The 25,794-nt window shown below is 70.6% G+C and carries 15 protein-coding genes; 7 read left to right on the top strand and 8 right to left on the bottom strand.

What is annotated here, in order from left to right; translation table 11 throughout:
- Nucleotides 1–24: 24 nt before the first annotated feature.
- The 5 genes from Pmi06nite_RS42650 to Pmi06nite_RS22335 form a co-directional block, all read right to left on the bottom strand.
- Nucleotides 25–465: an MbtH family NRPS accessory protein gene (locus Pmi06nite_RS42650; protein ID WP_203955017.1), complete on the bottom strand. Its 441-nt coding sequence runs from the start codon at nt 463–465 to the stop codon at nt 25–27.
- Entirely contained in the window at nt 462–5,912 is a 5,451-nt protein-coding gene (locus Pmi06nite_RS22345) for a non-ribosomal peptide synthetase/MFS transporter (protein WP_203955016.1), read from the bottom strand. Before Pmi06nite_RS22345 ends, Pmi06nite_RS42650 begins: the two co-directional genes overlap by 4 nt.
- Nucleotides 5,912–12,133, bottom strand: a complete 6,222-nt coding sequence (locus Pmi06nite_RS22340; RefSeq protein WP_203955015.1) for a non-ribosomal peptide synthetase — start codon at nt 12,131–12,133, stop codon at nt 5,912–5,914. The genes Pmi06nite_RS22345 and Pmi06nite_RS22340 overlap by 1 nt, the downstream gene beginning before the upstream one ends.
- Nucleotides 12,130–12,261: a hypothetical protein gene (locus tag Pmi06nite_RS42645; RefSeq protein ID WP_275409594.1), complete on the bottom strand. Its 132-nt coding sequence runs from the start codon at nt 12,259–12,261 to the stop codon at nt 12,130–12,132. Before Pmi06nite_RS42645 ends, Pmi06nite_RS22340 begins: the two co-directional genes overlap by 4 nt.
- Nucleotides 12,262–12,327: 66 nt before the next feature.
- Nucleotides 12,328–12,600, bottom strand: a complete 273-nt coding sequence (locus tag Pmi06nite_RS22335; protein ID WP_203955014.1) for a phosphopantetheine-binding protein — start codon at nt 12,598–12,600, stop codon at nt 12,328–12,330.
- 229 nt (nt 12,601–12,829) lie between these two features.
- Here Pmi06nite_RS22335 and Pmi06nite_RS22330 point away from each other — a divergent pair, with 229 nt between their 5' ends.
- The 5 genes from Pmi06nite_RS22330 (at nt 12,830) to Pmi06nite_RS42870 (ending at nt 20,185) form a co-directional block, all read left to right on the top strand.
- Entirely contained in the window at nt 12,830–14,194 is a 1,365-nt protein-coding gene (locus tag Pmi06nite_RS22330; RefSeq protein ID WP_203955013.1) for a condensation domain-containing protein, read from the top strand.
- A gap of 554 nt (nt 14,195–14,748) precedes the next feature.
- Nucleotides 14,749–18,303: a CARDB domain-containing protein gene (locus Pmi06nite_RS22325; RefSeq protein ID WP_239114111.1), complete on the top strand. Its 3,555-nt coding sequence runs from the start codon at nt 14,749–14,751 to the stop codon at nt 18,301–18,303.
- A 168-nt stretch (nt 18,304–18,471) separates the two neighbouring features.
- A complete protein-coding gene (locus Pmi06nite_RS22320) occupies nt 18,472–19,182 on the top strand; it encodes a DUF6348 family protein (RefSeq protein WP_203955011.1) in 711 nt (236 codons plus the stop codon).
- A 72-nt stretch (nt 19,183–19,254) separates the two neighbouring features.
- Complete coding sequence (locus Pmi06nite_RS22315) at nt 19,255–19,797, top strand: RNA 2'-phosphotransferase (RefSeq protein ID WP_203955010.1); 543 nt, start codon at nt 19,255–19,257, stop codon at nt 19,795–19,797.
- Complete coding sequence (locus Pmi06nite_RS42870; RefSeq protein WP_308442524.1) at nt 19,721–20,185, top strand: DUF6247 family protein; 465 nt, start codon at nt 19,721–19,723, stop codon at nt 20,183–20,185. The genes Pmi06nite_RS22315 and Pmi06nite_RS42870 overlap by 77 nt, the downstream gene beginning before the upstream one ends.
- Before the next feature lie 3 nt (nt 20,186–20,188).
- Here Pmi06nite_RS42870 and ybiA read toward each other — a convergent pair whose 3' ends face one another.
- The 3 genes from ybiA to Pmi06nite_RS22295 form a co-directional block, all read right to left on the bottom strand.
- The gene (gene ybiA / locus Pmi06nite_RS22305) at nt 20,189–20,752 is read right to left on the bottom strand and encodes a riboflavin biosynthesis intermediates N-glycosidase (RefSeq protein ID WP_239114116.1); all 564 of its coding nucleotides are present in this window, start codon (nt 20,750–20,752) and stop codon (nt 20,189–20,191) included.
- A 52-nt stretch (nt 20,753–20,804) separates the two neighbouring features.
- Nucleotides 20,805–21,542 (bottom strand): DUF4232 domain-containing protein, encoded by a 738-nt coding sequence (locus Pmi06nite_RS22300; RefSeq protein WP_203955008.1) that lies wholly within the window; start codon nt 21,540–21,542, stop codon nt 20,805–20,807.
- Between the two features lie 77 nt (nt 21,543–21,619).
- Nucleotides 21,620–23,305, bottom strand: coding sequence for a serine/threonine-protein kinase (locus Pmi06nite_RS22295; protein WP_203955007.1), 1,686 nt, complete (start codon nt 23,303–23,305; stop codon nt 21,620–21,622).
- Nucleotides 23,306–23,455: 150 nt separating this feature from the next.
- Here Pmi06nite_RS22295 and Pmi06nite_RS22290 point away from each other — a divergent pair, with 150 nt between their 5' ends.
- Together Pmi06nite_RS22290 and hutU are read left to right on the top strand one after the other, a co-directional pair.
- Complete coding sequence (locus tag Pmi06nite_RS22290; RefSeq protein ID WP_203955006.1) at nt 23,456–24,007, top strand: RNA polymerase sigma factor; 552 nt, start codon at nt 23,456–23,458, stop codon at nt 24,005–24,007.
- Between the two features lie 58 nt (nt 24,008–24,065).
- Nucleotides 24,066–25,754, top strand: coding sequence for a urocanate hydratase (hutU, locus tag Pmi06nite_RS22285; protein ID WP_239114110.1), 1,689 nt, complete (start codon nt 24,066–24,068; stop codon nt 25,752–25,754).
- The last annotated feature ends 40 nt before the right edge of the window (nt 25,755–25,794 follow it).

Here is a 25,794-nt window from a genome sequence, read left to right as displayed (position 1 = left end):
AAGCCCCGCCCGGCGGGCCGCCGATCAGAAACCGGACGCGGGGCCGCCGTCGCTCGTGCCGGACGACAGCCGTTGCCCGGCGATGTGGTCGACCAGGGAGCCGAGGTCCTCCAGGACGCGCGGGTCGTGGTCCATGTCCACGATGACGTCGAGCTCCGTCTCGATCACGTCGATCAGGCGCACCATGGTGAGCGACGTCACGCCCATCGCGACGAACGACGTGTCCGCTCTCAGCACCTCGGCTGCCGTCAGCTGTCCGTCCGACGCCTTCTCCAGAGCGGCCGCCAGCGATTCCCGCAGGCGGCTCCGGTAGGGCCGCATGTCGGTCCAGATCGTGTCGATCCGCTCCAGGCACTCCTGCCGCGAGCCGGCGGGCCCCTCGGCCGCCCACCCGGCGGGCAGATCCGTCTCCGACGGCCAGATCGAATACTGGCCGTCGCGGTTGACGACGACGCGATGGTTCATCTCTCTCCTCGAGATCGGACGCTCACGAGTGAGGCGTCGGAGGGGCGGCGGACGCCGTCGGCGGCGCCGGAGCCGGTGTCCTTGCCGGTGCTCGCGGCGCTGACGCTCTCCAGGCCGATGAGGTCGTCGGCGACGGCGTCGGGCACCCGGTCGTCGAATCCGGCCAGCCAGCGCAGCGCCACCAGTGCGATCACCGCCATGAGCAGGGCGAACAGCAGATACATGAACCCGATGCCGCGCCCCTCACCCGTCCCGATGACCGCGCCGACCGTGGGCGCGAGCGCGCCTCCCGGCGCCATCAGGGGCTCGAACAGGTCCGTGCCGTACGGCGCGATGAGACCGAAGCCGACGGGCAGGGTGGACCAGGCGATCATCGTGTTCAGGGCGAAGACCCGGCCGTGCAACCGCTGCGGCACCTTGACCTGGACGATCGTGGTGTAGATGCCGTTGAGCAACGTGAGCCACAGCGCCATGCCGAAGGCGCCCGCGGCGACCACCCACAGCTCCGCCCGCAGGCCCGTGACGAAGCAGAAGGCGGCAAGGACGAGCGTCGACAGCAGCACGCCGCGCATCCGGAGATGGCGCGGTCCTCCCCACATCGACATCGCCAGCCCGCCGATCGTGACTCCCAGTCCGGACAGGAAGGAGACCGTGCCGACCTCGCTGAGCGTGGCGAACGACAGGACCAGCGGCGAGATCATCAGGAACAGGGGGGAGAGCGGGAGGTTGAGGATCGCGAAGAACGACAACATCTTGCGGAAGTCGCGGTTGCCCCAGACGTAGCGGAAGCCGTTCGCGATCTCGGCGGTGAGCGACTCCTTGCGGCGCCAGGCCATCGAGGTGGGGAACCGTACGAACACGATGAGCGTGATGGCGACCGCGTAGCTGGCGACGTCGAGGGCGAGGATGCCGCCGAGGCCGATGGCCGACAGCAGGCCGACAGCGAGCAGCGGGGTGAGGAGCTGGGCGAGCCCGCCGCCGAGTTGGCCGATGCCCGTCGCGTGCCCCAGATAGCGCTTGGGCACCAGTTGCGGGATGGCCGAGCCGTAGGCCAGCCGCTGGAACGTCAGCGCGAGCGACAGGAACACGATCGACGGGTACAGATGCCAGACCTGCAGGTTGCCGGTCCAGGCCAGGAGCCCGAGCATGAGTTGGACGCCGCCGGCCGCGATGTCGCCCCCGAGCATCACCTTCCGGCGGTCGTACCGGTCGACGATCGCTCCGGCGAGCGGCGAGACCACCAGGCCGGGGACCAGCCCCAGCACGGTGAACAGCGCGAAGCGCGCGACGGACCCGGTGGTCAGGTAGATCCAGATCGGGATGGCGAACTCGGTGAGAGCCGAGCCGGTGATCGACACGAGCTGCCCGCCGGCCACGGCGGCGAACCTGCGCATGCTGGGCTCTGGTCCGGTGGAGTGGCCGTGGGAGACGGTGCCCTCGATGGCGTTCCCGCGGGACACCTCGTGCAGCCGCCAGGTCTCCCGCGGGGGCGGCTGCTCGGTGAGCAGCGGCAGCGTGACGATCTCGGCGAGCTCGGCCGCGCGGTACTTCAGGAAGAAGTGGCCGGCCTCCTCCAGCACCACCACGGCGGAGGTGTCGGTCAGGAAGTGCCACTCTCGGTAGCGCTCCTGGTAGTAGTCCGTCGTCGGGTCCTTGCCGCCGGCGATGGTGACGATCGGGGCGCGCAGGCGATCGGTGCCCTCGTCGAACAGGCGCGTGTAGTAGTCCTCGGCCGCCGTGGAGTCCTCGCGCATGTTCTGGATGATCGAGCGGGCCTGCGCGGGATCCAGGTCGCTCAGGTCGACGCCCAGACCGGTGAGCCAGTTCGCGTACCCCCGGTCTCCGCGCAGCGCCTCCATCCTGGCGATCTTGGACAGGATGGAGGCGACGCGTCCCTTGGGGCGGGCGAACGGGAACATCGCGCCGATGTAGACGATCTCGACCGTCCGCCCGGCCTGCTCCAGCCGCCGGGCGATGTCGATGATCAGTGCCGAGCCCACGCCGCAGTGGCCGTACAGCGCGATCGGGCCGCGCACCTTCTCCTGGATCTCGGCCACGCAGCGGGCGGCCAGCTCCTCGAACGGCAGATGCTCCTCGTCGAGCCCGACGTCATGGCCGGGGATCGCCACCGCCCAGAGGGAGTACCGCTCCGGGAGGGCGTCGGCGAGCGGCTGGTAGACCACCGCGCTTCCCCCGCCGTACGGCACGCAGACGAAGCTCAGCTCGGCCGTACGACGGGGCGTGAGCTCGTGCAGCAGCCCACGGGGCGCCCGCTGGTCGGCGGGAGTGTCGATGAGTGCGGCGAGCTCGCGGACCGTGGGGTTCTTGAAGACGTCCATGACGCTCACCCCGCCGCCACCCGTCTCGGCTGCCATACGGCGCAGCCGCGTGACGAGCTGCGTGGCCAGCAGGGAGTGGCCGCCCAGGTCGAAGAAGTCGTCGTCGGCCCCGACCTGGTCGAGATCGAGGATCTCCGTCCAGATCGCCGCCACCGCCAGCTCGGTCGGGGTGGACGGGGGTTCGGAGGCCGTGGGCCCCTGCCGGGCGGGCGCGGGCAGCGCGCTCCTGTCGAGCTTGCCGTTGGGGGACAGCGGCAGCAGATCGAGCTCGACGAAAGCGGCGGGGACCATGTAGTCGGGCAGCACCTGCTTCAGGACCGCCCTGTCCGGTGTCGTGCCGACGACGTAGGCGACCAGCCGCTGGTCTCCCGGCCGGTCCTCCCGCACGATGACCGCCGCGTCGGCGACACCCGGCTGTTCGCGCAGCACCGTCTCGATCTCGCCGAGCTCGATGCGCAGGCCGCGCAGCTTCACCTGGGTGTCCAGCCGGCCGAGGAACTCCAGCGTGCCGTCCGGGCGCCAGCGAGCCTGGTCGCCCGTGCGGTACAGCCGGGCTCCCGGCTCGCCGAAGGGGTCGGGGACGAACCGCTCCGCAGTGAGGCCGGGCCTGCCGAGGTAGCCGAGCGACACCTGCGCGCCGCCGATGTGCAGCTCGCCCGGCATGCCGACGGGGACCCGCCGCATGCCCAGCCCGAGCACGTGGAGCGTGGTGTTGGCGACGGGTGCGCCGATCGGCACCCTGGCCAGGTCGCGCAGCGCCTCCGCCGTGCAGTGCCACGCGGAGACGTCGACGGCGGCCTCGGTGGGGCCGTACAGGTTGTGCAGCTCGGCGGGCAGCGTCTCGACGCAGCGGCGGGCGAGGTCGGCGGGCAGCTCCTCGCCGGAGCAGATGACCCGTTCGAGCGTGCCGCAGGCGGCGACGCCCTCCTCGGCCAGGAACATCGCCAGCATGGACGGCACGAAGTGCAGCGTGGTGACGCCCTCGGCGACGATCAGGTCGCGCAGGTAGGCCGCGTCCTTGTGCCCGCCGGGGCGGGCGAGGACGAGCCGCGCGCCCACCATCAGGGGCCAGAAGAACTCCCACACGGAGACGTCGAAGCCCGCCGGTGTCTTCTGCAGCACCACGTCGCCGGAAGTCAACCCGAACCGGTCCTGCATCCACCGCAACCGGTTGACGATGCCCCTGTGCGTGTTCGGCACACCCTTGGGCCTGCCGGTCGACCCGGAGGTGTAGATCACGTACGCGGCGTCGAGGGGGCCGGCTCGCCACGCGGGCTCCGCCGAGGACGGCTCGCCCACGTTGTCGAGGGGCAGCAGCGGGCAGCTGGTCAGGCCGGCCTCGAGGGTGGAGGCGAGGGCGGTGAGACCGTCGGACGCGCCGAAGGTGAGGACGGCGGACAGGGCGCCGTCGGTCGCCATGAAGGCGAGCCGGTCGGCCGGATACTCGGGGTCGAGGGGAACGTAGGCGCCGCCGGCCTTCAGCACGCCGAGCAGGCCCGCGACGAGCTCGGGCGAGCGTTCGGCGCACACGCCGACCCGGGAGCCCGGGGTGACGCCGTGCGCCCGCAGGGCCGCCGCGACGCGTGACGCCCGCTCGTCGATCTCGGCGTAGGAGAGGGTGACGCCCTCGAACGTCACCGCGGGCGCCTCCGGAGTGCGGGCGACCTGCGCCTCGACCAGTTCGAGCAGCGTGGCGGGCGGGCCGTGGTCCACCTTCGTGTCGTTCCACGAATCCAGGGCCGCCCGCTCGCCCGCGTCGAGGAGGTCCAGGGCCGACAGTGGCCTGGCCGGGTCGTCCACCGCCGCGCGCAGCAGCGCGACCAGGTGCCGGCAGAGCCGCTCGACGGTCGCCGCGTCGAACAGGTCGGTGTTGTAGATGACGGAGCCGGACAGCTCGCTGCCGTCGTCGGCGAAATAGAGCTCCAGGTCGAAGCGCGTCGCCCATGACTTGAGGTCGAAGCCCTCGGCGTCCGCGCCCGCCGAGTCGTAGTTCTGCATGGCGAGGATGACCTGGAAGAGCGGCGACCGCGACACGTCCCTGGTCACGTTGAGCGCCGAGACGAGCTGCTCGAAGGGCACGTCCTGGTGGGTGAAGGCGTCGAGCGCGGTCTCCCGCACGCGCAGCAGGAGCTCGGCGAACGACGGGTCGCCGGACAGGTCCGACCGCATCGCCAGCATGTTCACGAAGCAGCCGACGAGCGTCTCCAGCTCGGCGGCCGGTCTGCCCGCGACGGGGGATCCGACGGTCACGTCGTCCTGACCGGCGTATCTCCCGAGCAGCGCGGAGAACCCGGCCAGCAGCACCATGTAGAGGGAGGCGCCGTGGTCCTCGCCGAGTCTGCGCAGCCCCTGGGCCAGGTCGGTGTCGATCCGCACCGGGTGACTCGCCCCGCCGTACGTCACCTCCGGAGGGCGCGGCCGGTCGGTGGGCAGCGCGAGCGCCTCCACGCCGGCCAGGCGCTCGCGCCAGTGGTCGAGGCCCGTCGCCGGCAGGCCGCGCTGCCACAGGGCGTAGTCGCCGTACTGGACCGTGAGGTCGGGCACGGCCCTGCCCTCGTACAGCGTTATGAGCTCGCCCAGGAGGATGTTCACCGACCAGCCGTCCGCCGCGATGTGGTGGACGGCGAGTCCCAGGACGTGGTCGTCGGGCGCGAGCCGTACGAGGAGGGCGCGGATCGGCGGGCCGGCGGCCAGGTCGAACGGGCGTGCCTGCAACTCGTCCACCAGCGCGCGTGCGGCCTCCTCGTCGTCGACCTCGGCCAGGGTGAGCTCGACGGCGAGTTCGGGGCTCCCGGAAGGGACGACCTCGAGGGCGGGAGCGCCGTCGGCGGTCGCGGGGAAGCGCGTCCGCAGCGTCTCGTGCCGCTCGACCACCTGACGCAGCGCCTCCCGCAGGCGTTCGGCGTCGAGTTCGTGCCGGAACCGCCGGGCGACCGGGATGATGTAGGCACGGCTGCCGGGGGTGTACTGCTCCATGAACCACAGTCGCTCCTGGGCGAACGACAGCGGCGGCTCCTCCCCGGGCGGGCGCGCCGGCACGGTCGGCGCGGCCGCCCTGCGGCGCAGTCGTCGCGCCGCGAGGGCCCTGCGGGAATCCTCGACAGTCATCAGGCCTCCGTCTCCAGGAGCCGGGCGACCTCGTCGTCGCTGAGCTCGGACAGCTCTCGCATGACAAGCTCCTCGACCAGTACGGCCAGAGCGGCCACCGTGCGGTGGGCGAAGAGCTCACGGATGGGCACGTCCACCTGCGCGCTGGCGCGAAGCCGGGCCGCGACCTGGACGGCGAGCAGGGAATGGCCGCCGAGGGCGAAGAAGTCGTCGTGCACGCCGACCCTGTCGACGCGCAGGACCTCCTCCCAGACCTCGGCCACCAGGAACTCGGCGTCGGTCTCCGGCGCGACGAACGGCCGCTCCGCGGGCTTGTCCGGCGGCGCGAGCGCCCGCCGGTCGACCTTGCCGTTCGGGGTCATGGGCAGCTCGTCGAGCGGCACCCAGACGTCCGGCACCATGTACGGCGGGAGCGTCTCCGCCAGGTGCCCCCGCAGCGCGTCGGTGTCGGCCGTCCCGGTGACGTAGGCGACGAGGGCGCCGTCGTGGGCGGTCACCGCCGCCTCGCGCACGTCGGGGAGGGCGGCCAGGCGGCCCTCGATCTCACCGGGTTCGATGCGGAAGCCGCGCACCTTCAGCTGGTCGTCGGCCCGGCCGAGGAACTGCAGCCGCCCGTCGCCGCGCCAGCGGACCAGATCGCCGGTGCGGTAGGCGCGCCCGCCGTCAGGGCCGGTCACGAACCTCTCGGCGGTCAGGTCGGGGCGGCCGAGATAGCCGCGGGCGAGTCCCGCCCCGCCGAGCAGCAACTCGCCGGCGGCGCCGGGCGGCACCCGCCGCCCGTGTTCGTCCACGACGGCGGCGCGCGCCCCGCCGACGGGCACTCCGATGGGCGGGCGCCCGTCCGACGGCACGGCATCCGCGGCGCCGAGGTCGGCCGCGGTCGCGATGATCGTGGCCTCGGTCGGCCCGTAGGTGTTGACGAGCCGGACCCGGTCGCCGAAATGCTCCCGCCATCGCGCCACCGCCGCGGCGTGGACCTGCTCCCCGCCGAGGATCACCAGCCGCAGGCGGTCGGGCCAGGTCATGTCGTCGATCTGGTCCACCAGTCGGTGCCAGTACGCCGTCGGCAGGTCGAGCACCGTGACGTCCCGCCCGCGCGGCCCGGCGAGCAGTTCGGGCAGGCTGAGGGCTCCGTCGGGGAGCAGTTCCACCGTCGCGCCGGCCGCGAGCGCGGGGTAGACCTCCTCGGCGTGGGTGTCGAATCCGAGTGAGGCGAACTGGACGACGCGGTCGCCGGGCCCGAGCCCGTAGTCCGCGCGCATCCACGCGACCCGAGCGGCGAGGGCGCAGTGCTCGACCACCACGCCCTTGGGCAGTCCCGTCGAACCCGAGGTGTAGATCACGTAGGCCGCGTCATCGGGCGCCGGGAGGACGCCGTCGTGCGGTGGGCCGTCTCCGGCCTCGCCGGGGTGGAGCACCGGGATGTCACCGGAGAGCCCCTCATGACGGGTGATCACGAGCGTGGCGCCGCTGTCGGACAGCAGCCAGTCGATCCGTCCGGCCGGGAGGTCGGGGTCGATCGGCAGGTACGCGCCGCCCGCCCGCCAGACGGCCAGCAGGCTCACGACGGCGTCGGCGGAACGATCGAGACAGACGCCGACGACGCTCTCCGGCCCCACGCCTTCGGCGCGCAGGCGGGCCGCGAGCGCGCCCACCCGGCGGTCGAGCTGCGCGTAGGTGACCGATTCGTCGCCGCAGCTCAACGCCACCGCGTCGGGCGTCGCCTCCGTCGCCGCCCCGATCAGCCCGGGGACCATCGGGCCGTCGGCGACGCCGGTCTCCTGGGCCTCGAACTCGGCCAGCAGCGCCTCGTCGGCCGGGGTCAGCAGCGGCAGTCGGGAGAGGGGGCGGCGATGGTCGGCGGCGACGGCCTCGCACAGGACGGCGAAGCGTTCGGCCAGCCGGGAGATCGTCCCGGGGTCGAAGAGGTCGCTGTCGTAGCCGAAGGAGATCGTCAGCCCCTCGCCGTCGCGCCAGGCGTCGAGCATGAGGTCGAACTTGGCCTGCCGGTATCCGGAGTCGAAGAACTCCAGGTCCAGGTCGGCGAAGGTCCCGGCGGTCTCGGTCTCGTCCTGGGTGTGCAGGATGAGCATGGTCCGGAACATCGCGTCCAGGTGCGGCCCGTGCTCCCTCCCGGTCTCGGCCGCGAGTTCCTCGAACGGCAGCCGCTGGTGCGCCATCGCCCCCAGCACGGTGTCGCGGGTGCGGGCGAGAAGGGCGTCGAAGGATGGGTCTCCCGACAGGTCGCCGCGCAGCACGAGCGTGTTGGCGAAGTAGCCGACCATCCGTTCCAGCTCCACCCTGTCCCGTCCGGCGAAGGTGGAGCCGACCAGCAGATCGTGCTTGCCGGTGTGGCCGGCGAGCAGGACCTGGTAGGCCGCGAGCAGGACCATGAACAACGTCGAGCGGTGTTCTCCGGCCACCTGTTCCAGGGCGGCGACGGGTTCGGCGGCCAGGCGCATGCCGTGGAAGGCGCCCCGGTGCGCGGGAACGGCGGGCCGGGGACGGTCGGTCGGCAGATCGAGTGTCGGCGGGTCGGCCAGCCGCTCGCGCCAGTAGGCGATCTCCGGGCCGTCGTCCTGGCCGGAGAGGCCGTGGACGACGTCGCCGTATTGAATCGGCGGTTCGGCGAGGCCGGCGGCGACGCCGTCACGCCGGGCGGTGTAGAGGAGGTCCAACTCCTCCCTGAGGATGTTCAGCGACCAGCCGTCTCCCGCGATGTGGTGGAGGACGAGGCACACCACGTGGTCGTCCTCGGCGAGTCTGAGCAGGCTCACCCGGAAGGGTGGCCCGGCGGCCAGGTCGAACGGGGCGTTGGTGCGTTCGGCGACGAGTCGCCCGGCCTCGGCCGCGGAGGCGACGGTGAGGTGCTCGATGTCGGGACCCGCCTCGGGCGACACGGCGGTGACGGGCCTGCCGTCCGCTTCCGGATAGCCGGTCCGCAGCGTCTCGTGCCTCGCCGCCAGATCGCGCAGCGCACCCTGAAGGGCCTCGGCGTCGAGGGCGCCGCGCAGCCGCCAGACGTTGTACATGTTGTAGGACGCGTCACCCGGATCCAGCCGTTGCAGGAACCACAGGCGTTCCTGCGCGCGTGACAGCGGGACCACCGCGCCCTCCGGCCTGCGATGCAGCGGCGCGGGGCCCACGCCGTCGGCCAGGCGCGCGGCGAAGCCGGCGACGGTGGGGTGGTCGAACAACTCGCGGATCGGCACGGCGTCCATCCGGGCGACGACCTTGGCGGCCAGCAGCGAGTGGCCGCCAAGTGCGAAGAAGTCGTCCTCGACGCCGACCTCCTCGACTCCCAGCACCTCGGCGAAGACCGCGGCGACCCTCCGCTCCGCCCAGGTGCGCGGCGGGGTCCGCGAGGGTGCGGCGGCCGGGCGCACCGCGACCGCCGAGGGCAGGGCGAGCCGGTCCACTTTGCCGTTCGGCGTGAGCGGCAGGGCGTCCATGTCCACGACCACCGCCGGGACCATGTACGACGGCAGCGCGGCCGCCGCGTGGGCCGCCAGATCGGGGGCGTCGCCCACCACGAAGGCCACCAGCGCGTCGTTCCTGACGACGACGGCCGCGGCGCGGACGCCCGGATGCGCCTCGAGGACGGCTTCGATCTCCCCGAGTTCGACGCGGTGGCCGCGGAGCTTCACCTGGCCGTCGTCGCGACCGAGGAAGACGACCCGCCCGTCGGGGAGCCGCCTGACCCTGTCGCCTGTGCGGTAGAGGCGTGAGCCGGGCGGCCCGTACGGGTCCGGCACGAACCGCTCGGCGGTGAGCGACGGGCGGCCGAGGTAGCCGATGGCCACGCCGTCACCCGCGATGCACAACTCGCCCGGCACGCCGACCGGCGCCAGCATGCGACGCTCGTCCAGCACGTGCAGCCGGGTGCCCGCGATCGGGCCGCCGATCGTGACCTCCTCCGGGTGTTCCGGCACCTCCCAGAACGACGACCAGATCGTGGTCTCGGTCGGACCGTACATGTTGACGAGCCTGCGCACCCGTCCGCGCAGGTCGCCGGCGAGGGGGAGGGGGAGCGCCTCGCCGCCGACGAGCGCGTCCAGCCGCGTGTCGCGGAGCCCGGCCTCGGCGAGCATGCGCCAGCCCGACGGCGTGGCCTGGACGTTCGTGACGCCCGTCGCGTCGATCAGCCGGGTCAGCGCGGGGCCGTCGCGCAGCAGGTGGTCAGGGGTGATCTCCACCCGGCCGCCGCGCGTCAGCGGCAGGAAGATCTCCAGGGCGGAGATGTCGAAGGAGAGCGACGTCAGCGCTAGCCAGGTGCGCCCCTCCTGCTCGCCGAGGATCTCGGCCATCGCGTCGAGGAAGCGCGCCAGAGCCCGATGGGGCACCGCCACGCCCTTGGGCCGCCCGGTCGAGCCTGACGTGTAGAGCACGTAGGCGGCCCGTTCCAGGTCGGCCGGTTCCCACGCGTCCTCGCCTGCGCCCGTGTCGTGAACCGTGCCTGTGTCCTCGCCTGCGTCCTCGGGGCCGGCGACGTCCTCGATGAGCAGCACGCGGTCTTCGGGGAACAGGCCGGCGAGGGTGCGATCCGTGAGCACGGCGGTGGCCCGCGAGTCGTCCAGGACGAGGGCGATCCGGTTCCGCGGATGCTCGGGGTCGATCGGCAGGTAGGCCGCGCCCGCCCGCCACACGGCGAACAGCGCCGCGATCATGTCAGGGGAGCGGCGCAGGCAGACGGCCACCAGGCCGCCGAGCGCACCCGGTCCGTGTTGATCGGGCCCGTGTTGATCGAGGCCGGACAGCAGGGCGGCGATCTGGTGGGAGCGCGCGTCGAGCTCCGCATAGGTGAGCTCGCGGCCCTCGCAGGCGACCGCGACCGCGTGAGGTGTGCGGGCGACCTGCGCGTCGAACCGCTTGAGCACCGAGGCGGGTGCGGACAGGACCGCGGTGTCGTTCCACCGGCCGAGCAGGTCGGCCCGTTCCTCGTCGTCGATCAGCTCCAGGTCGCCGATCCGGGCGCCGGGACGGGCGGCGATGTCGGCGAGCAGCGTCAGCAGGTGCCGGTGCATCCGCTCGGCGCTCGCCCGCGTGAACAGCGCGTCGTCGAAGGTGAGCATGGCCGCGGTGCCCGAGGGCTTTTGGACGATGTCCAGGGAGATGTCGGTCCTGGACTGCGCGAAGGGATGGTCGAAGGGCTCTATTCGGGTGTCTCCGAGCCCCGGCCCGTCATGCTCCTCACGCAGGAAGTTGAACATCGCCTGGAAGAGCGGCGTCCTGCTCGGGTCGCGCTCGACCCGTAACTCGGTGACGATCCGCTCCAGCGGGACGTCGGCGTGCGCGAGCGCGCCCAGGACGCGGCCGCGGGTCGCCCGCAGCAGTTCGCGGAAGGACGGGTCGCCGCTGAGGTCGCCGCGCAGGACCAGCGTCTGGGCGAAGTAGCCGACCATCGCCTCTTCCTCGACGAGGTCCCTGCCGCTCGTGGGGGTTCCGACGCAGATGTCCTGCCGGCCGCTGTGCCGGGCGAGCAGCACCTGAAAGGCCGTCAGCAGCACCATGAAGAGCGTGCAGCGTTCCGCGCGGGCGACTCGCTCGAGCCGGGCGAGCAGGTCGGCGGGCATGTCGAAGTCGATGTGGTCGCCCCGGCCCGACCGCACCGGGGGCCGGGGGCGGTCGGTGGGCAGTTCCAGCGGCTGGGAGCCGGACAGCGTCGAGGTCCAGTAGGCCGTCGACGCCTCGTCGCCGGTGTTCTCGTGCCGGCGGCGCACGTGGTCGTCGTAGGTCATCGGCAGGGGCGCCAGTGGCGACGGCTTGCCGGCTTCGAACGCCGCGTACACGTCTGAGATGTCCCGCCTCAGCACCTGGAGCGACCAGCCGTCCGCCACGATGTGATGGACGACGATGACCAGGATGTGGTCCTCGGGAGCAAGCGTGAGCAGGGCCATGCGAATCATCGGCCCGCGTTCGAGGTCGAACGGCCGGCCGGCCATCTCCCCCGCGAACGCGCGGGCCTCCTCGATGTCCGCGCAGTGGGCGAGCTCGACCCGGGCGGGGTCCGTGGGGACCCGCACCGGCGTGCCTCCGTGCTCGGCGAACCGGCAGCGCAACATCTCGTGCCGATCGAGGACGACCGCGAGCGCGCGTTCGAGCGCCTCGGCGTTCAGCGCGCCTCGCACCCGCAACATCATCGGCAGGTTGTAGGAGGCGTCGTCGGGGTTGAGGCGGTGGAGGATCCACAGCCGTTCCTGGGCGAGAGTCAACCCGGTCATCGCGACGCCTCCCTGAGCGTGCCGGTGAACCTGTGCCTGGCGGTGAACCTGTGCGTGCCGGTGGACTTGAACATGCGGGTGGACTCGGGCATGCGGGTGGACTCGGGCATGCGGGTGGACTTGGGCATGCGCGTGGACCTGAGCGTGCGGGCCGAATGGCGGGTCATGCCCGGGCGAGCCGCCCGGGCCGCAGGTCAGCCGTTCCGGACCGCATCGACCACCCCCGCGATGGTGGGCTCGTCGAAGAACACGTCCAGAGGCACCTCGACACCGAGTCGCTTGCGCATCCTCGCGATGATCTGGGTGATGGTCAGCGAGTGCCCTCCTAGATCGAAGAGGTCGTCGTCGGTGTCGATGGGGGAGATCCCCAGGACCTCCTCCCAGATCCGGCGCACCTGCTCGACGAGATCTTCTCCCCGTTCGGCGGCATTCGCCACCCCGTCCGCCCGAGTTTGAGGCTCTCTCATGTCGTGAATGGCATGCTCCCCCGATCGGCCAGGATCCCCGTCCTGGATACGGCGCGCGGCAGGGGTTCAGAGCAGCCGCGAAATGGCAGGTCGGCGAGATCGTTTGACGGCGTGGCGCAATATCGGGTGCGCAAGCCGCAATAATCCCGGTGAAAGACTGACATGGTTATATACATCCCTGCAATATCCCGATAATAATCTCCCATCGCTTGCGAACGGGGAGGGCGACATGTCAATGACCGTTGAACGAGGTGGGCGCCTCAACTGGGCCCAGCGTGAATGGTTCGAAGACCTCGGCGCCGACTCCGAGAGCGAATGGTCGTTCGAGGCCAACTTCAGCGCCGTCCTGCCCGGTCACGACTTCACCCAGGGAGAGGTCACGGCCGGCATCGCCGACCTGCTCGTCCGCCACGAGGGTCTGCGCTCGCTCATCGTGCGGGCGAGCCGGCAGGACGTCTGCCCGGTCGGCGAGGGCCTGGCCGAGGTGATCCGCGTGGCCCCCGACGACCCCGCCGGCGAGGCGTTCCAGGCGGCCGCGCGCACGTCGTTCCGGTTGCACGAACAGTGGCCCGTTCTGTTCGTCCTGCTCACCGCCGGCGGTCGCGTCCGGCGCATCGGCGTGGTCGTCGACCACTCCGCCGTCGACGGGTGGGGCATGCGCGTGCTCTGCCGCGACCTGGAGCGGGCGATCAAGGCCAGGGCGAAGGGGCGGGAGCCGTTCGGCGGTCCGCTGGAGAGCGTCGAGCAACCCCTCGACACGGCCCTGTGGGAGGAGGGTCCCGGCGGGACGCGCCACCAGGAGCGGGCTCGCACCCACTGGCGGCGGCAACTGGTCACGCTCAGGGACTCGCTCGGGGACTGGTCACCGAAGACCGTGAAGCGCGACGACTTCCCGGTGCTGCACACCTGCAGGCTGGCCTCGCGCCGTGCGGCTGAGGCCGCGGAGACCATCGCCGCGACGGCCGGGACGTCGGTCTCGACCGGCTACCTCCTCGCGTTCGGGGCCGCGGTGTGCGAGGTGGAGGAGACTCCCTCGGCCGGCGTTTTCGCCCTGTCCGCCAACCGGCTCTCCGCGGGGGTCCAGGGGTCGGTGCGCAAGGCCGTGATGCCCGTACCGGTCGTCGTGCCCGGCCCCCGCGCGGGTGCCTACCGCGAGAGGCTCGCCGTGTGCGCCGCCCGGCAACTGCAGGGCCACCGCTTCGCCAATTTCGATCCCGGTGTGGCCGGCCCTCTCGAGGACGACGTGCTCGGGAGCCTGCGGGGCACCGGCGCGAGTTCCGCGCGGTTCAACTACATCGACAACGCACTGGTCGGCAGCGCGGCCAACAGCAGGTCGTGGGGGAGGGACAGCTTCCCCTTCGGGGATCCGGCCCATCAGGGGGTCGTGCGCTTCTCCCCGCCCCGTCCCGGCGGCTCGCGGTACATCCTTACGGTCCAGCACCGGGTCTCCGGAGCGTTGCTCACCCTCGCGTGGCACGAGGACACCGGCTGGGGGGACGTCGCCGCGGCGATGCTCTGGCACATCGAGGACGTGATGGTCTGGGCGGCGTCCGGCCACGAGGGCCCGCCGCCGGAATTCGGCCGGACGGATTAGTCCTTCAGGACGTGCACATAATTCCGCCCGAAATTATGAATGGGGCGAAATTTCGCCCCGAGTGCGCGTACGCGTCGCGCGCGGTCATCGCGTAGGGCGTCGTCTCGCGTGCGGTCCGGCAGGCCGTGAAGTCGTTTCCGCCGAGGTCGCCTCCCCCCTTGTGAGCTGTGTTGACATCGGTCCTGTCTAACCGTTGACGACTCCGTAGCGCGTATGTAACATTTGGCCAGTCCGGTGCAAGATCCCATCAAAGCCCTGTTAGTTTCTCTGCAATTTTTCGCAACTTGCGGCAGGAAAGCACTGCGTCCGTGCATCCGCCCCGGCCCATCCACGGAGAGGCCTTCGGTGATGTCGGCATTGGCAGTGCCCGCACGCTCGCCGCCAGCTCACAGCGGCCGGAGGGCGCTCGGCGCCCCCTGGAGTCACGCTGACCGGCTCGGCCGTGTGCGTCGCGCGTGGAGATCGCGGTCTCCTCGCCACTCCCTGTCGTTCCAGACGAGAGATAGAGAAACGCGATGAAAAGCAAGAAATTAGGGTTACGGCTGATAGGGGCGATGCTGGCGACCAGCCTGCTCGTCCTCGCCGGACCGATACTCCCGGCCTCGGCCGCGGGCCCCAACCTGGCGGCGGGAAAGACTGTGACGGCGAGCAGCTTCGCCGACGTCTACGGCGCGGGCAACGCCAACGACGGCAACCAGAACACCTACTGGGAGAGCGCCAACAACGCCTTCCCGCAGTGGATCCAGGTGGACCTCGGGTCCGCCGTCAGCGTCAACCAGGTCGTCCTGAAGGTTCCCGCGCCGAGCGCGTGGGCCACCCGTACGGAGACCCTGTCGGTCCTGACCGGGACCTCGTCCCCCCCGGCCACCACGGCCGTCGGCTCTGCGGGCTACACCTTCAACCCCGCCACCGGCAACACCGTGACGATCAACTTCACCGCGACGACCGCGCGGTACATCCGGCTGAACATCACCGGCAACACCGGCTGGCCCGCCGGCCAGATCTCCGAGTTCGAGGTCTACGGCCCGGTCACGGGTGGTGACGTCACGCCGCCGAGCGCGCCGTCGAACCTGTCCTACACCGAGCCCGCCTCCGGCCAGATCAAGCTGACCTGGGGCGCGTCCACCGACGACGTGGGCGTGACCGGCTACGACGTCTACGCCAACAACGCGCTCCGCGGGAGCGTCGCGGGCAACGTCCTGACCTACACCGACACCCAGCCGACCACGGCCACGGTGTCCTACTTCGTCAAGGCCAAGGACGCCTCCGGCAAGCAGTCGGGGAACAGCAACACCGTCACGCGCAACGGCTCCGGTGGCACCGGCGGCGGCACCAACCTGGCCGTCGGCAAGTCGGTCACCGCGTCGGGCTCGGTCTTCACGTTCGTGCCGGGCAACGCCGTCGACGACAACGTGGCCACCTACTGGGAAGGCGCGAGCGGCGCCTACCCCAGCACGCTGACCGTGCCGCTCGGCGCCAACGCCGACATCAACCGGGTCGTGATCAAGCTCAACCCCGACAACGCGTGGGGTCAGCGCACCCAGACGATCGAGATCCTCGGCCGCGAGCAGAGCGCGACCGGATTCACCAGCCTGTCCGGCCCGACGCCGTACGTCTTCAACCCCGGCTCCGGCAACTCGGTGACGATCCCGGTCAGCGCCAGGGTCGCCGACGTCCAGCTCAAGATCACCTCCAACACCGGCGCCCCCGCCGGTCAGGCCGCCGAGTTCCAGGTATTCGGCACTCCGGCCCCGAACCCGGACCTCACGGTCACGGGCCTGTCGTCGTCGCCCGCCAACCCGGTCGAGACCGACGCCGTCACCCTGTCGGCGACCGTCAAGAACCAGGGATCGGCGAACTCCGGCGCGACGAACGTCAACTTCTACTTCGGCACCACGAAGGTCGGCACCGCTTCCGTCGGCGCACTCGCCGCAGGAGCGTCCACCACGGTCACCGCGAACATCGGTCCCCGTGACGCCGGCACCTACGCCCTGAGCGCCAAGGTCGACGAGGCCAACAGCGTCATCGAGCAGAACGAGACCAACAACTCCTTCGCCAGTTCGACCTCGGTGGTCGTCAGGCCCGTCGACAGCTCCGACCTGGTCCCGACGGCGAGCTGGACCCCCAGCAACCCGGCGAGCGGCAACGTCGTCACCTTCTCCGTCGCCCTCAAGAACCAGGGCACCGTGGCCTCGGCGGGTGGCGCCCACGCGATCACCCTCACCGTCACCAACGACTCCGGCACCGTCGTCAGGACGCTGACCAGCTCCTACAGCGGCGCGATCGCCGCCGGCGCCACCACGAGCCCCGTCAACCTCGGGACGTGGACGGCCGCCAACGGCAAGTACACCGTCAAGACCGTGCTGGCCAACGACACCAACGAACTGCCGGTCAAGCAGGGCAACAACACCCTGTCCCAGCCGTTCTTCGTCGGCCGCGGCGCGAACATGCCGTACGACACCTACGAGGCGGAGAGCGGCGTCGTCGGCGGCGGCGCGCAGGTCGTCGGCCCGAGCAGGGACATCGGCACCCTCGCGGGTGAGGCGTCCGGCCGCAGGGCCGTCACGCTGAACAGCACCGGCAGCTACGTCGAGTTCACCACCAAGGCGAGCACCAACACCCTCGTCACCCGCTTCTCCATCCCGGACTCCGCGGGCGGCGGCGGCATCAACTCGACGCTGAACATCTACGTCAACGGCACCTTCCTCAAGCCCATCAACCTGACGTCCAAGTACGCCTGGCTGTACGGCAACGAGACCGGGCCGCAGAACTCGCCGGCAGCGGGGCCGCGTCACATCTACGACGAGGCCAACGTCCTGCTCGGGACCACCGTCCCGGCCGGCAGCACGATCAGGCTGCAGAAGGACGCCGCCAACACCACCAACTACGCGATCGACTTCATCGACCTCGAGCAGGTCTCGCCGATCGCCAACCCCGACGCCGCCCACTACGCGGTGCCGACCGGTTTCTCCCACCAGGACGTGCAGAACGCGCTCGACAGGGCGCGCCAGGACGCCAACCTCGTCGGTGTCTACCTGCCTACCGGCGACTACCAGACGACGGGCAAGTTCAACGTGTACGGCAAGGCCCTCAAGATCGTCGGAGCGGGCCCGTGGTACACGCGGTTCTACGCGCCCACGACGCAGGACAACACCGACGTCGGCTTCGACGCGCAGTCGTCGGCGAACGGCTCGTCGTTCTCCGGCTTCGCCTACTTCGGCAACTACGTCACCCGCATCGACGGCCCCGGCAAGGTGTTCAACTGGTCCAACGTCGCGAACATGACGATCGACAACGTCTGGGTCGAGCACACGGTCTGCATGTACTGGGGCGCGAACACCGACAACGTCACGATCAAGAACTCCCGCATCCGTGACACGTTCGCGGACGGCGTCAACATGACCAACGGGAGCACCGGCAACCTCGTGAGCAACAACGAGGCTCGCACGACCGGCGATGACAGCTTCGCGCTGTTCTCGGCGATCGACGCGGGAGGCGCCGACGAGATAAACAACGTCTACGAGAACCTGACGGCGATCCTGCCCTGGCGTGCGGCCGGTGTCGCGGTCTACGGCGGCTACGCCAACACGTTCAAGAACATCTACATCGCCGACACCCTGACCTACTCGGGCATCACGATCAGCTCGCTCGACTTCGGGTACCCGATGAACGGGTTCGGCGCCAGCCCGCCCACGACGTTCGACAACATCTCGATCGTCCGCGCGGGTGGCCACTTCTGGGGCGCGCAGACCTTCCCCGGAATCTGGATCTTCTCGGCCTCCAAGGTGTTCCAGGGCATCCGCGTGAGCAACGTGGACATCGTGGACCCGACCTACAGCGGCATCATGTTCCAGACGAACTACGTCGGGAACCAGCCGCAGAACCCCGTCACCGACACGATCCTCACGAACGTCTCGATCACGGGTGCGCAGAAGAGCGGAGACGCCTTCGACGCCAAGTCCGGATTCGGCATCTGGGTCAACGAGATGCCGGAGGCGGGCCAGGGGCCGGCGGTCGGCTCCGCGACGTTCAACCACCTGACGATGAGCAACAACGCTCAGAACATCAAGAACACGACCTCCACCTTCACCATCGTCCAGAACCCGTAGACCTCTAGAGGCCATACGGAGACAGGTGCCGCCGGGAGTCCGACTCCCGGCGGCACCGCCGTTTCTCCTGCCGGAAAATGCCCTGCGGCGCGGACCGGATATGCCAAATAATCCGGATGCGCCCTAATTCGGGGTGAATAGCCGGTCGAGAAGCAAGGTGGCTCCGGAATGGACGACGTGCGGTTGCCCGACGAGGTCGTGCTGGACAAGCTGGCGCGACGCCTGTCGGCCGCGACAGGCGACCCCTGGGCCGTCAGGGAAAGCATGATCAAGGGGCCGGGCACGCTGGGGATCTTCCTCGGGGAGGATCACACGGGTTCGGCCAGGCACCTCGATCTGAACTTCGTCTTCAACCTGGACCGTCCGGTGGAGACGTTGATATCCGACTGCACGACAGGGCTCGGATCCACGGTGGAGGAGGCGGTGGACCGGGCCATCGAGATGTGGCTCGGCACGACGGGAGCCGCCCTGCTGGAACTGCTCAGGCGCGACGGTTCCTTCGCCGCGCACTTTCCCGCGGACGACCCGGAGGGGTTCCCCGGCTGGCACACCATCCACGGCGGGATCTCGGGATGGGGCGCGGGCGAGGGCCATGACGTCGTACAGCAGTGGCTGATCGACAATCCGCTGCTCCCCAGACTCGCCCCCGCCTTGCACGACGCGCTGGATCGCGGCTCCCTGATCGGGGTCAAGGTGTTCTTCGGCGGCAGCGCCGGTCGCGAGATCGCGGAGGTGCGAGTCAACGGTGGCGTCCACGAAGGCGCGTCGCTCGCCCTGGCCGGGCTGGACTGGCCCAGGAAGCAGGACGGCCTGTCATACGCCCGGACGTTCATGCTGCTCGTGCACCCGCAGGAGCCCGCGACGGCGGAGAACGCGTGACCTGAGACGAAGGGCGGTTGCCCGGATAATTCCGGTGCGCGGCACGCGAGGCGTGCGTCACACTGCGAGCTGATGGACGAACAAAGATTGAAGAAGGTCTCGAAGTATCTCTCCAAGCACCTACGGCACCAGCCGGACCGGATCGGCATCACGCTCGATCCCCACGGCTGGGTGGACGTCGACGACCTGCTGCGGGCGGTCGCCGCGCACGGGTTCCCGGTCTCGGAGTCCGAACTCGCCGAGGTGGTTGCGAACAACGACAAGCGGCGGTACTCGGTCGTGGACGGCCGGATCCGCGCGAACCAGGGGCACTCGGTGACCGTCGACCTGGACCTGCCGCCGATCGAGCCGCCCGCGTATCTCTTCCACGGCACGGTGGCCGCCGTCCTGCCGTCGATCACAGCCGACGGGTTGCGCCCGATGAACCGGCACCACGTGCACCTGTCGCCCGACCGGGAGACCGCCACCCGCGTGGGCGCCCGCCGGGGCAGGCCCGTCGTCCTGTCGGTCGACTCGGGCTCGATGCACGCCGCCGGGCATGTCTTCTACCGCAGCGACAACGGGGTGTGGCTGGTGGACCATGTCCCGCCGGCGTTCATCCGCCTCCCCGGCTGACCCGGGCGTTCTGCGAGGTGGAGAGTTGTCCACCGGCCCGGGTTCGTCCACGAACCAGGAGCGTCCGCCTCGGTATCCTCTAGTCGAGGGAGAGGAACTGGTCATGACGGCACAACCTCACGAGCCACACCGCGGGCGCACGCCCGCCGAGATCCGTGCGTCGCTTCGAGAAGATCGCAGTCCTCGTGCCATTCGTGCGGCCCTCCCCGTGGAAGATCTGGACGCCTTCGACCGCGAGTATCGCGAAGCCCTCCGGAGCGCGGCGGACGAACTGGATCTGACTCCGCTCCACGAGTGCGTGGAGTCCTGGTGGCGGCAGGCGGTGCTAAAGGCGGATCCTCTCGCCTACGCGGTCATGGTGGAGCAGGCACAGGAGATCCAGCGCTGATCGTCAGGTCGAGGGTTCGAGCGCGTCTCTGGCGTCCATGAGGGCGAAACCGAGCAGGTTCAGGCCCCGCCAGGTGGCGGGAGAGGCCGCCAGTTCGTCGGCCGCGCCGAGCCCGATGCCCCAGATCCGGTCGCGCGGGCTGGCCTCGACCAGGACTCTGGCGCGTGTGCCGAGCAGGAACGCGCCAAGCTCGGGATGCTGCCCGAACTTCGCGACATTGCCTCGCGTCACGATCGCGAACCGGTGCGCGGTCCACGTCGCGTCGTCGAACCCGCGGACTCTACGGCCCAGCTTCTGGGCCTCGGCGGGATGGTCCGCCGCGAGGATCGCGGTCGCCGTCTCCTCGTCGCCGAACAGCCAGGCCTTGTGCGCCATCATGTAGTGCTCGGCCGACCGGAAGACGTGGCCGTCCTCGGTGAACTCCACGGGCCACCACTGGCTGAGGCACCCGGCTCCGGCGCTTCCGTCCGGAGCGGGCTGGTGACCCCAGAAGAACACGTAACGCAATCTCTCGCCGGCCTGCTCGGCGGCGACCGCCTCATCGACGGAGCGGGGGAGTCTCACGATCTTCGACACCGTCGTCACTGTGCCGGTTCCCGTCTCCGGAGGCCAGCTGATTTCAGCTCCCGACGGGCCCGACGGTCAGCGAGTGGATGGTCTTGCCGGCGCAGTGCGTGGTCTTCCAGGGGAGGAACACCGCGGCCTTCTGGTTCGGCGGATAGATCCGCAGCCCCTGGGCAGGGGACAGCGCGCACTGCTTCGGGTCGTATCCGCCGACGCCGTTGCTGTCGTGCAGCTTGGAGACCGCCGCGGCGCCGGGCTTGAGCATCACGGTGGTCGCGGAGCCTCCGCTGCGCTCGGCGGCGTTGCCCGACTGGACACCGTCCTCCGCGACGTACGAGACGCCGGGATAGCCGCTGAGGGTGCAGACGGACTTGGACGCGTTGGTGAAGATCAGCACCATGTTCAGCTGACCTGCCCCCACATCCGGCGCCTTCTGGGTGATCTTCAACTGGCTCGTGGCGCAGGCGGGAATCGCCGGCGGTTTCGCCGGGGGGCTCGGCTTCTGGGCCGGGTCGACGGACGGCGGGGAGGGCGCCTCGGGTGCGGAGGGCGTCTCAGGTGCGGCGGGTGCGTCGTCTGTGGGCACGTCCGCGGGCTGAGCCGACCCCGGGAGTGTCTGCGGGCTCTGGGCGCCGGACGCGTTGGTGACGCTCGTGCAGCCGGCCAGGACGGCGATGGAGGCGGCCGCGGTCAGCGTGTACAGCAGGGCTCGCGGCACGCCCGCACTCGGGAGCATCGACTCCCCGCGCCGCTCGATGCCGGATTCCCGATGGTCAGCCACGTCTTCACTCATTTCCTGGATCATGTGCGAACTCTCTTCACCCGGTGAGATGGGGTCCCGGGCGCGAAAAGTTCTCGCGGATCGCCGCGTCATCCTTTGACCTCGAGGTCGCCGATGATCTGGTCGGTCGCGTCCGCGCCGCCGTGCTGGCGGATCTGCACGTATATCCAGGGAGCGCCTTCGCCCGCTCCGGTCAGGTAGATCTCTTCGAGGCTGCCGGACGCGCAGTCGGTCCAGCGCCGCACCTGGCCTCTCCACTCGCCGTCCGCGTACGGCCGGTCGCCGTCGTACCGGCAGTCGTCGTGGGTGATCGTCGTCATCCGGCCGGCCAGGGCGGCCTGCGAGGTGAGCCCCACGAGCACGCCGCTGACCTGGGCCTTCAGGTCCTGCCAGTCTTCCAGATCGTCAGCCACGGTGAGACCGGGCTCCTGGGCGTCGGCCAGCCCCAGGCTTTTCGGGTTCCAGCCCGCGGTGACCACCTGACGTCCCCATGCCGCGGGCACCTTCAGCTTGATGCGCCCGGTTGCGTCGCTCACTTCCATCAGACCCGCGGGGGGACCGGAGGACGCCAGGTAGGTGGCGACCCCCGCCCCGGCGAGCACCAGTACGGCGGCGGCGAGCGCGGCGGCCAGCGGAGCCCGCCGGCCACGGCGTCGTGGCGGCGCGGCTGGTCGGCCCGCCGGTCGCACGCCCGTCCCGTCACTCGTCCCGTCACTCGTATCGTTGGCCGTCTCGTCGGCCTGTCCCGCGCCTGACTCGCCGGCCGTCTCGTCGCCCTGCCCGTTGTATCGCCGGGCCGCCTCCTGGCCGATCTCCGTGACGGCCGGCTCCACGTGCTGACCTCCGCCCAGCCGCGTGATGCCTGTTTCACCGTGGGGATCGAGGAGCCGCGTGCGGCCAGGCTCGCCGCCCTGCTCATCGCCCTGTCCATGAGCGGGCACGTCGGCAGGCTCGCCGACCGGTTCTCCGGCCGGTGCGTCGACCAGCCCGCTGAGCTGGGCCTCAAGCTCGGCCGCCAGGCTCGCCGCTGTCGGCCACCGCCGCTCCCTGTCGGGTTCCATGGCGCGCTGGATGGTCTGCTGGACGCCTTCCGGCAGGTCAGGGCGTAGGTCGCCGGCGGGGACGACCTTCCCGGGGGATCCGGGAACGCTTCCCGTGACCAGGTGGTAGACGAGCGCTCCCAGGCCGTACACGTCGGCCCGCGCGTCGATGCCCGCGGTCGGTTCGGCCTGTTCGGGCGCCATGTAGCCGGCCGATCCCGCGGCCATGGTGAGACCGGAGGCCTGCGCGAGGCTCTTGGCCAGCCCGAGATCGGCCACCAGCACCCGCTCGCGGCCACCCGCCGCGCTCCTGATCAGCACGTTGGACGGTTTGATGTCCCGGTGCACGATCCCCGCCTCATGGAGGGCGGCCACCCCGTGAGCGGTCTCCGCCGCCAGTCGCAGCGCCTCCACCAGGGGCATCGGGCCCTCGGCCAGCCGGTCTTCCAGCGTGCCGCGGTCGGCGTGCTCCATCACGAAATACGGCCGCTCGTCCGGAAGCTGGCCGATGTCGAAGACCTGCACCACGCTGCTGGACGCGGCCCGGCGCAGCAGCCGGGCCTCGGAGAGGAACCGCTCCCGGATGTCCATGCGGTAGGCCCAGTTCTCCGCCATGACCTTGACCGCGACGGGTGCTTCCAGCAGATCGTCGTGGGCCAGCCACACGGTGGCGAACGCGCCGGAGCCCAGACGTCGTTCTAGCCGGTAGCGGCCTATCTGCGGGGGAGGGGGCATGCCGTATATCATGCCCGGGTTCTCCGCTCGCCCGACGCGCCGCCCGTCGACCCACCCCATAACCCCTCGGCGAACCGGCAGCAGGAGCGGCGGACGAGTCGGCTGAATCTTCGGACGAAGCCACAGGAAGCCACAGAAGGAGTCGCCCCCGTGCCGCCCGCATCGGAGACGGACGCCCTCGCCGCGCAGGCGGCCGCAGGCGACGCCGCCTCACTTGATCTTCTGCTCCGGCGCATCCAGCCCGATGTCGTACGGCGCTGCGGCCGCTTCCTGCCGTACCGGGAGGACGCGGAGGAGGCCGCGCAGGACGTGCTGCTGCAGGTGGCGAGAAAGATCCACACCTTCGAGGGGCGCAGCAAGTTCAACACCTGGCTGTACACCGTGATCGCGAACTGCTCACGTCAGAAGTACCGGGAGCTCAAGAGGCGGGCAGGGGAGGAGCACATCACCTCCGAGGAGAATCTCCTTCCCGACCCGCGCACCACCAGCGTGATCGCCGGCTCGCGCCTCGACCTGCTGGAGGCCCTGGAGAGGCTCGAGCGCGAGAGCCCTCATCTGGTGGCCCCGCTGGTCTACCGCGACATCGGCGAGATGGAGTACTCCGAGATCGTCGAGCGGCTCGAGATCCCGCTGGGCACCCTGAAGTCCCGGTTGCACCACGCGCGCAAGCAGGTGCAGGAGTGGCTGGCCGAAGGGGCCTGACCCGCTCTCGCGCTCCAGTCGATGTCTTGGATATGAATGAACGTGGCGGCCGCACGCGATGGCCGTCGAGGAGGTCGTGAACATGGAGCAGAGCGGTCCACGCCCGGTGAGGGCGCCGCGGGGCACGTCGCTGAACACTCAGGGATGGCAGCAGGAGGCCGCCCTGCGGATGTTGATGAACAACCTCGACCCGGAGGTCGCCGAGCATCCCGACAAGCTCGTGGTCTACGGAGGGACCGGCAGGGCGGCCCGTGACTGGCGGTCGTTCGACGCGATCGTCCGGACCCTCGGCACGTTGCGGGCCGACGAGACGCTGCTCGTGCAGTCCGGCCGTCCGGTGGGGGTGATGACCACGCACGAGTGGGCGCCCCGCGTGCTCCTCGCGAACTCCAACCTGGTCGGCGACTGGGCGACCTGGCCCGAGTTCAGGCGGCTGGAGCAGCTCGGCCTGACCATGTACGGCCAGATGACCGCGGGATCGTGGATCTACATCGGCACGCAGGGCATCCTTCAGGGCACCTACGAGACGTTCGCGGCCGTCGCGGCCAAGAGGTTCGGCGGATCGCTGGCCGGCACGATCACGCTCACCGCCGGGCTCGGGGGCATGGGCGGCGCCCAGCCGCTCGCGGTCACGATGAACGGCGGCGTGGCGATCTGCGTCGACTGTGATCCTCGCTCGATCGACCGGCGCATCGAGCACGGCTACCTCGACGTCAAGGCCGCGAACCTCGACGAGGCCCTGCGCCTGGCCTATGAGGCACGCGACCTGCGCCGCCCGTTGTCGATCGGCGTCGAGGCCAACGCCGCGGTGGCCGTACCGGAACTGCTGGCCCGCAGCGCGGAGATCGACGTCGTGACCGACCAGACGTCCGCGCACGACCCGCTGAGCTACCTGCCGGTCGGCATGGCGTTCGAGGACATGGCGGCCGAGGCGGCCAAGGACCCCGAGGGCTTCACGGAAAGGGCCCGCGCGTCGATGGCCAGGCACGTGGCGGCCATGGTGGGCTTTCAGGACGCGGGCGCCGAGGTCTTCGACTACGGCAACTCCATCCGCGGCGAGGCGGAGCTCGCCGGCTACGGCCGGGCCTTCGACTTCCCCGGTTTCGTGCCCGCCTACATCCGGCCGCTGTTCTGCGAGGGCAAGGGCCCGTTCCGCTGGGCGGCCCTGTCGGGCGAGGCCGAGGACATCGCGAAGACCGACAAGGCGATCCTCGAGCTCTTCCCCGACAACGAGCCGCTGGCCCGCTGGATCAGGATGGCGGGCGAGCGGGTCAAGTTCCAGGGGCTGCCCGCCCGGATCTGCTGGCTGGGGTACGGCGAGCGGGACAGAGCCGGTGAGCGGTTCAACGACATGGTCGCCTCGGGCGAGCTCCAGGCCCCGATCGTGATCGGCCGCGACCATCTCGACGCCGGCAGCGTGGCCTCGCCGTACCGGGAGACCGAGGCCATGCTCGACGGCTCCGACGCGATCGCCGACTGGCCGCTGCTCAACGCGATGGTCAACGTCGCGTCCGGCGCGTCATGGGTGTCCATCCACCACGGCGGCGGCGTCGGGATCGGCCGATCGATCCACGCGGGCCAGGTCACCGTCGCCGACGGCACGGCTCTGGCCGGAGAGAAGATCCGGCGGGTCCTGACCAACGACCCGGGGATGGGCGTCATCCGGCACGTCGACGCCGGCTACGACCGTGCGGCCGAGGTCGCGCAGGAGCGCGGCGTGCGGATCCCGATGAGCGAGGGCGAGTGATCGATCCGGAGGAGGCCTCGGCACAGGCCGAGGACGGCTT

Source organism: Planotetraspora mira, assembly GCF_016863275.1.
GTDB lineage: Bacteria > Actinomycetota > Actinomycetes > Streptosporangiales > Streptosporangiaceae > Planotetraspora > Planotetraspora mira.
Note: the sequence above shows the minus strand (reverse complement) of the source record. Positions and strands in the feature narration are given on the sequence as shown.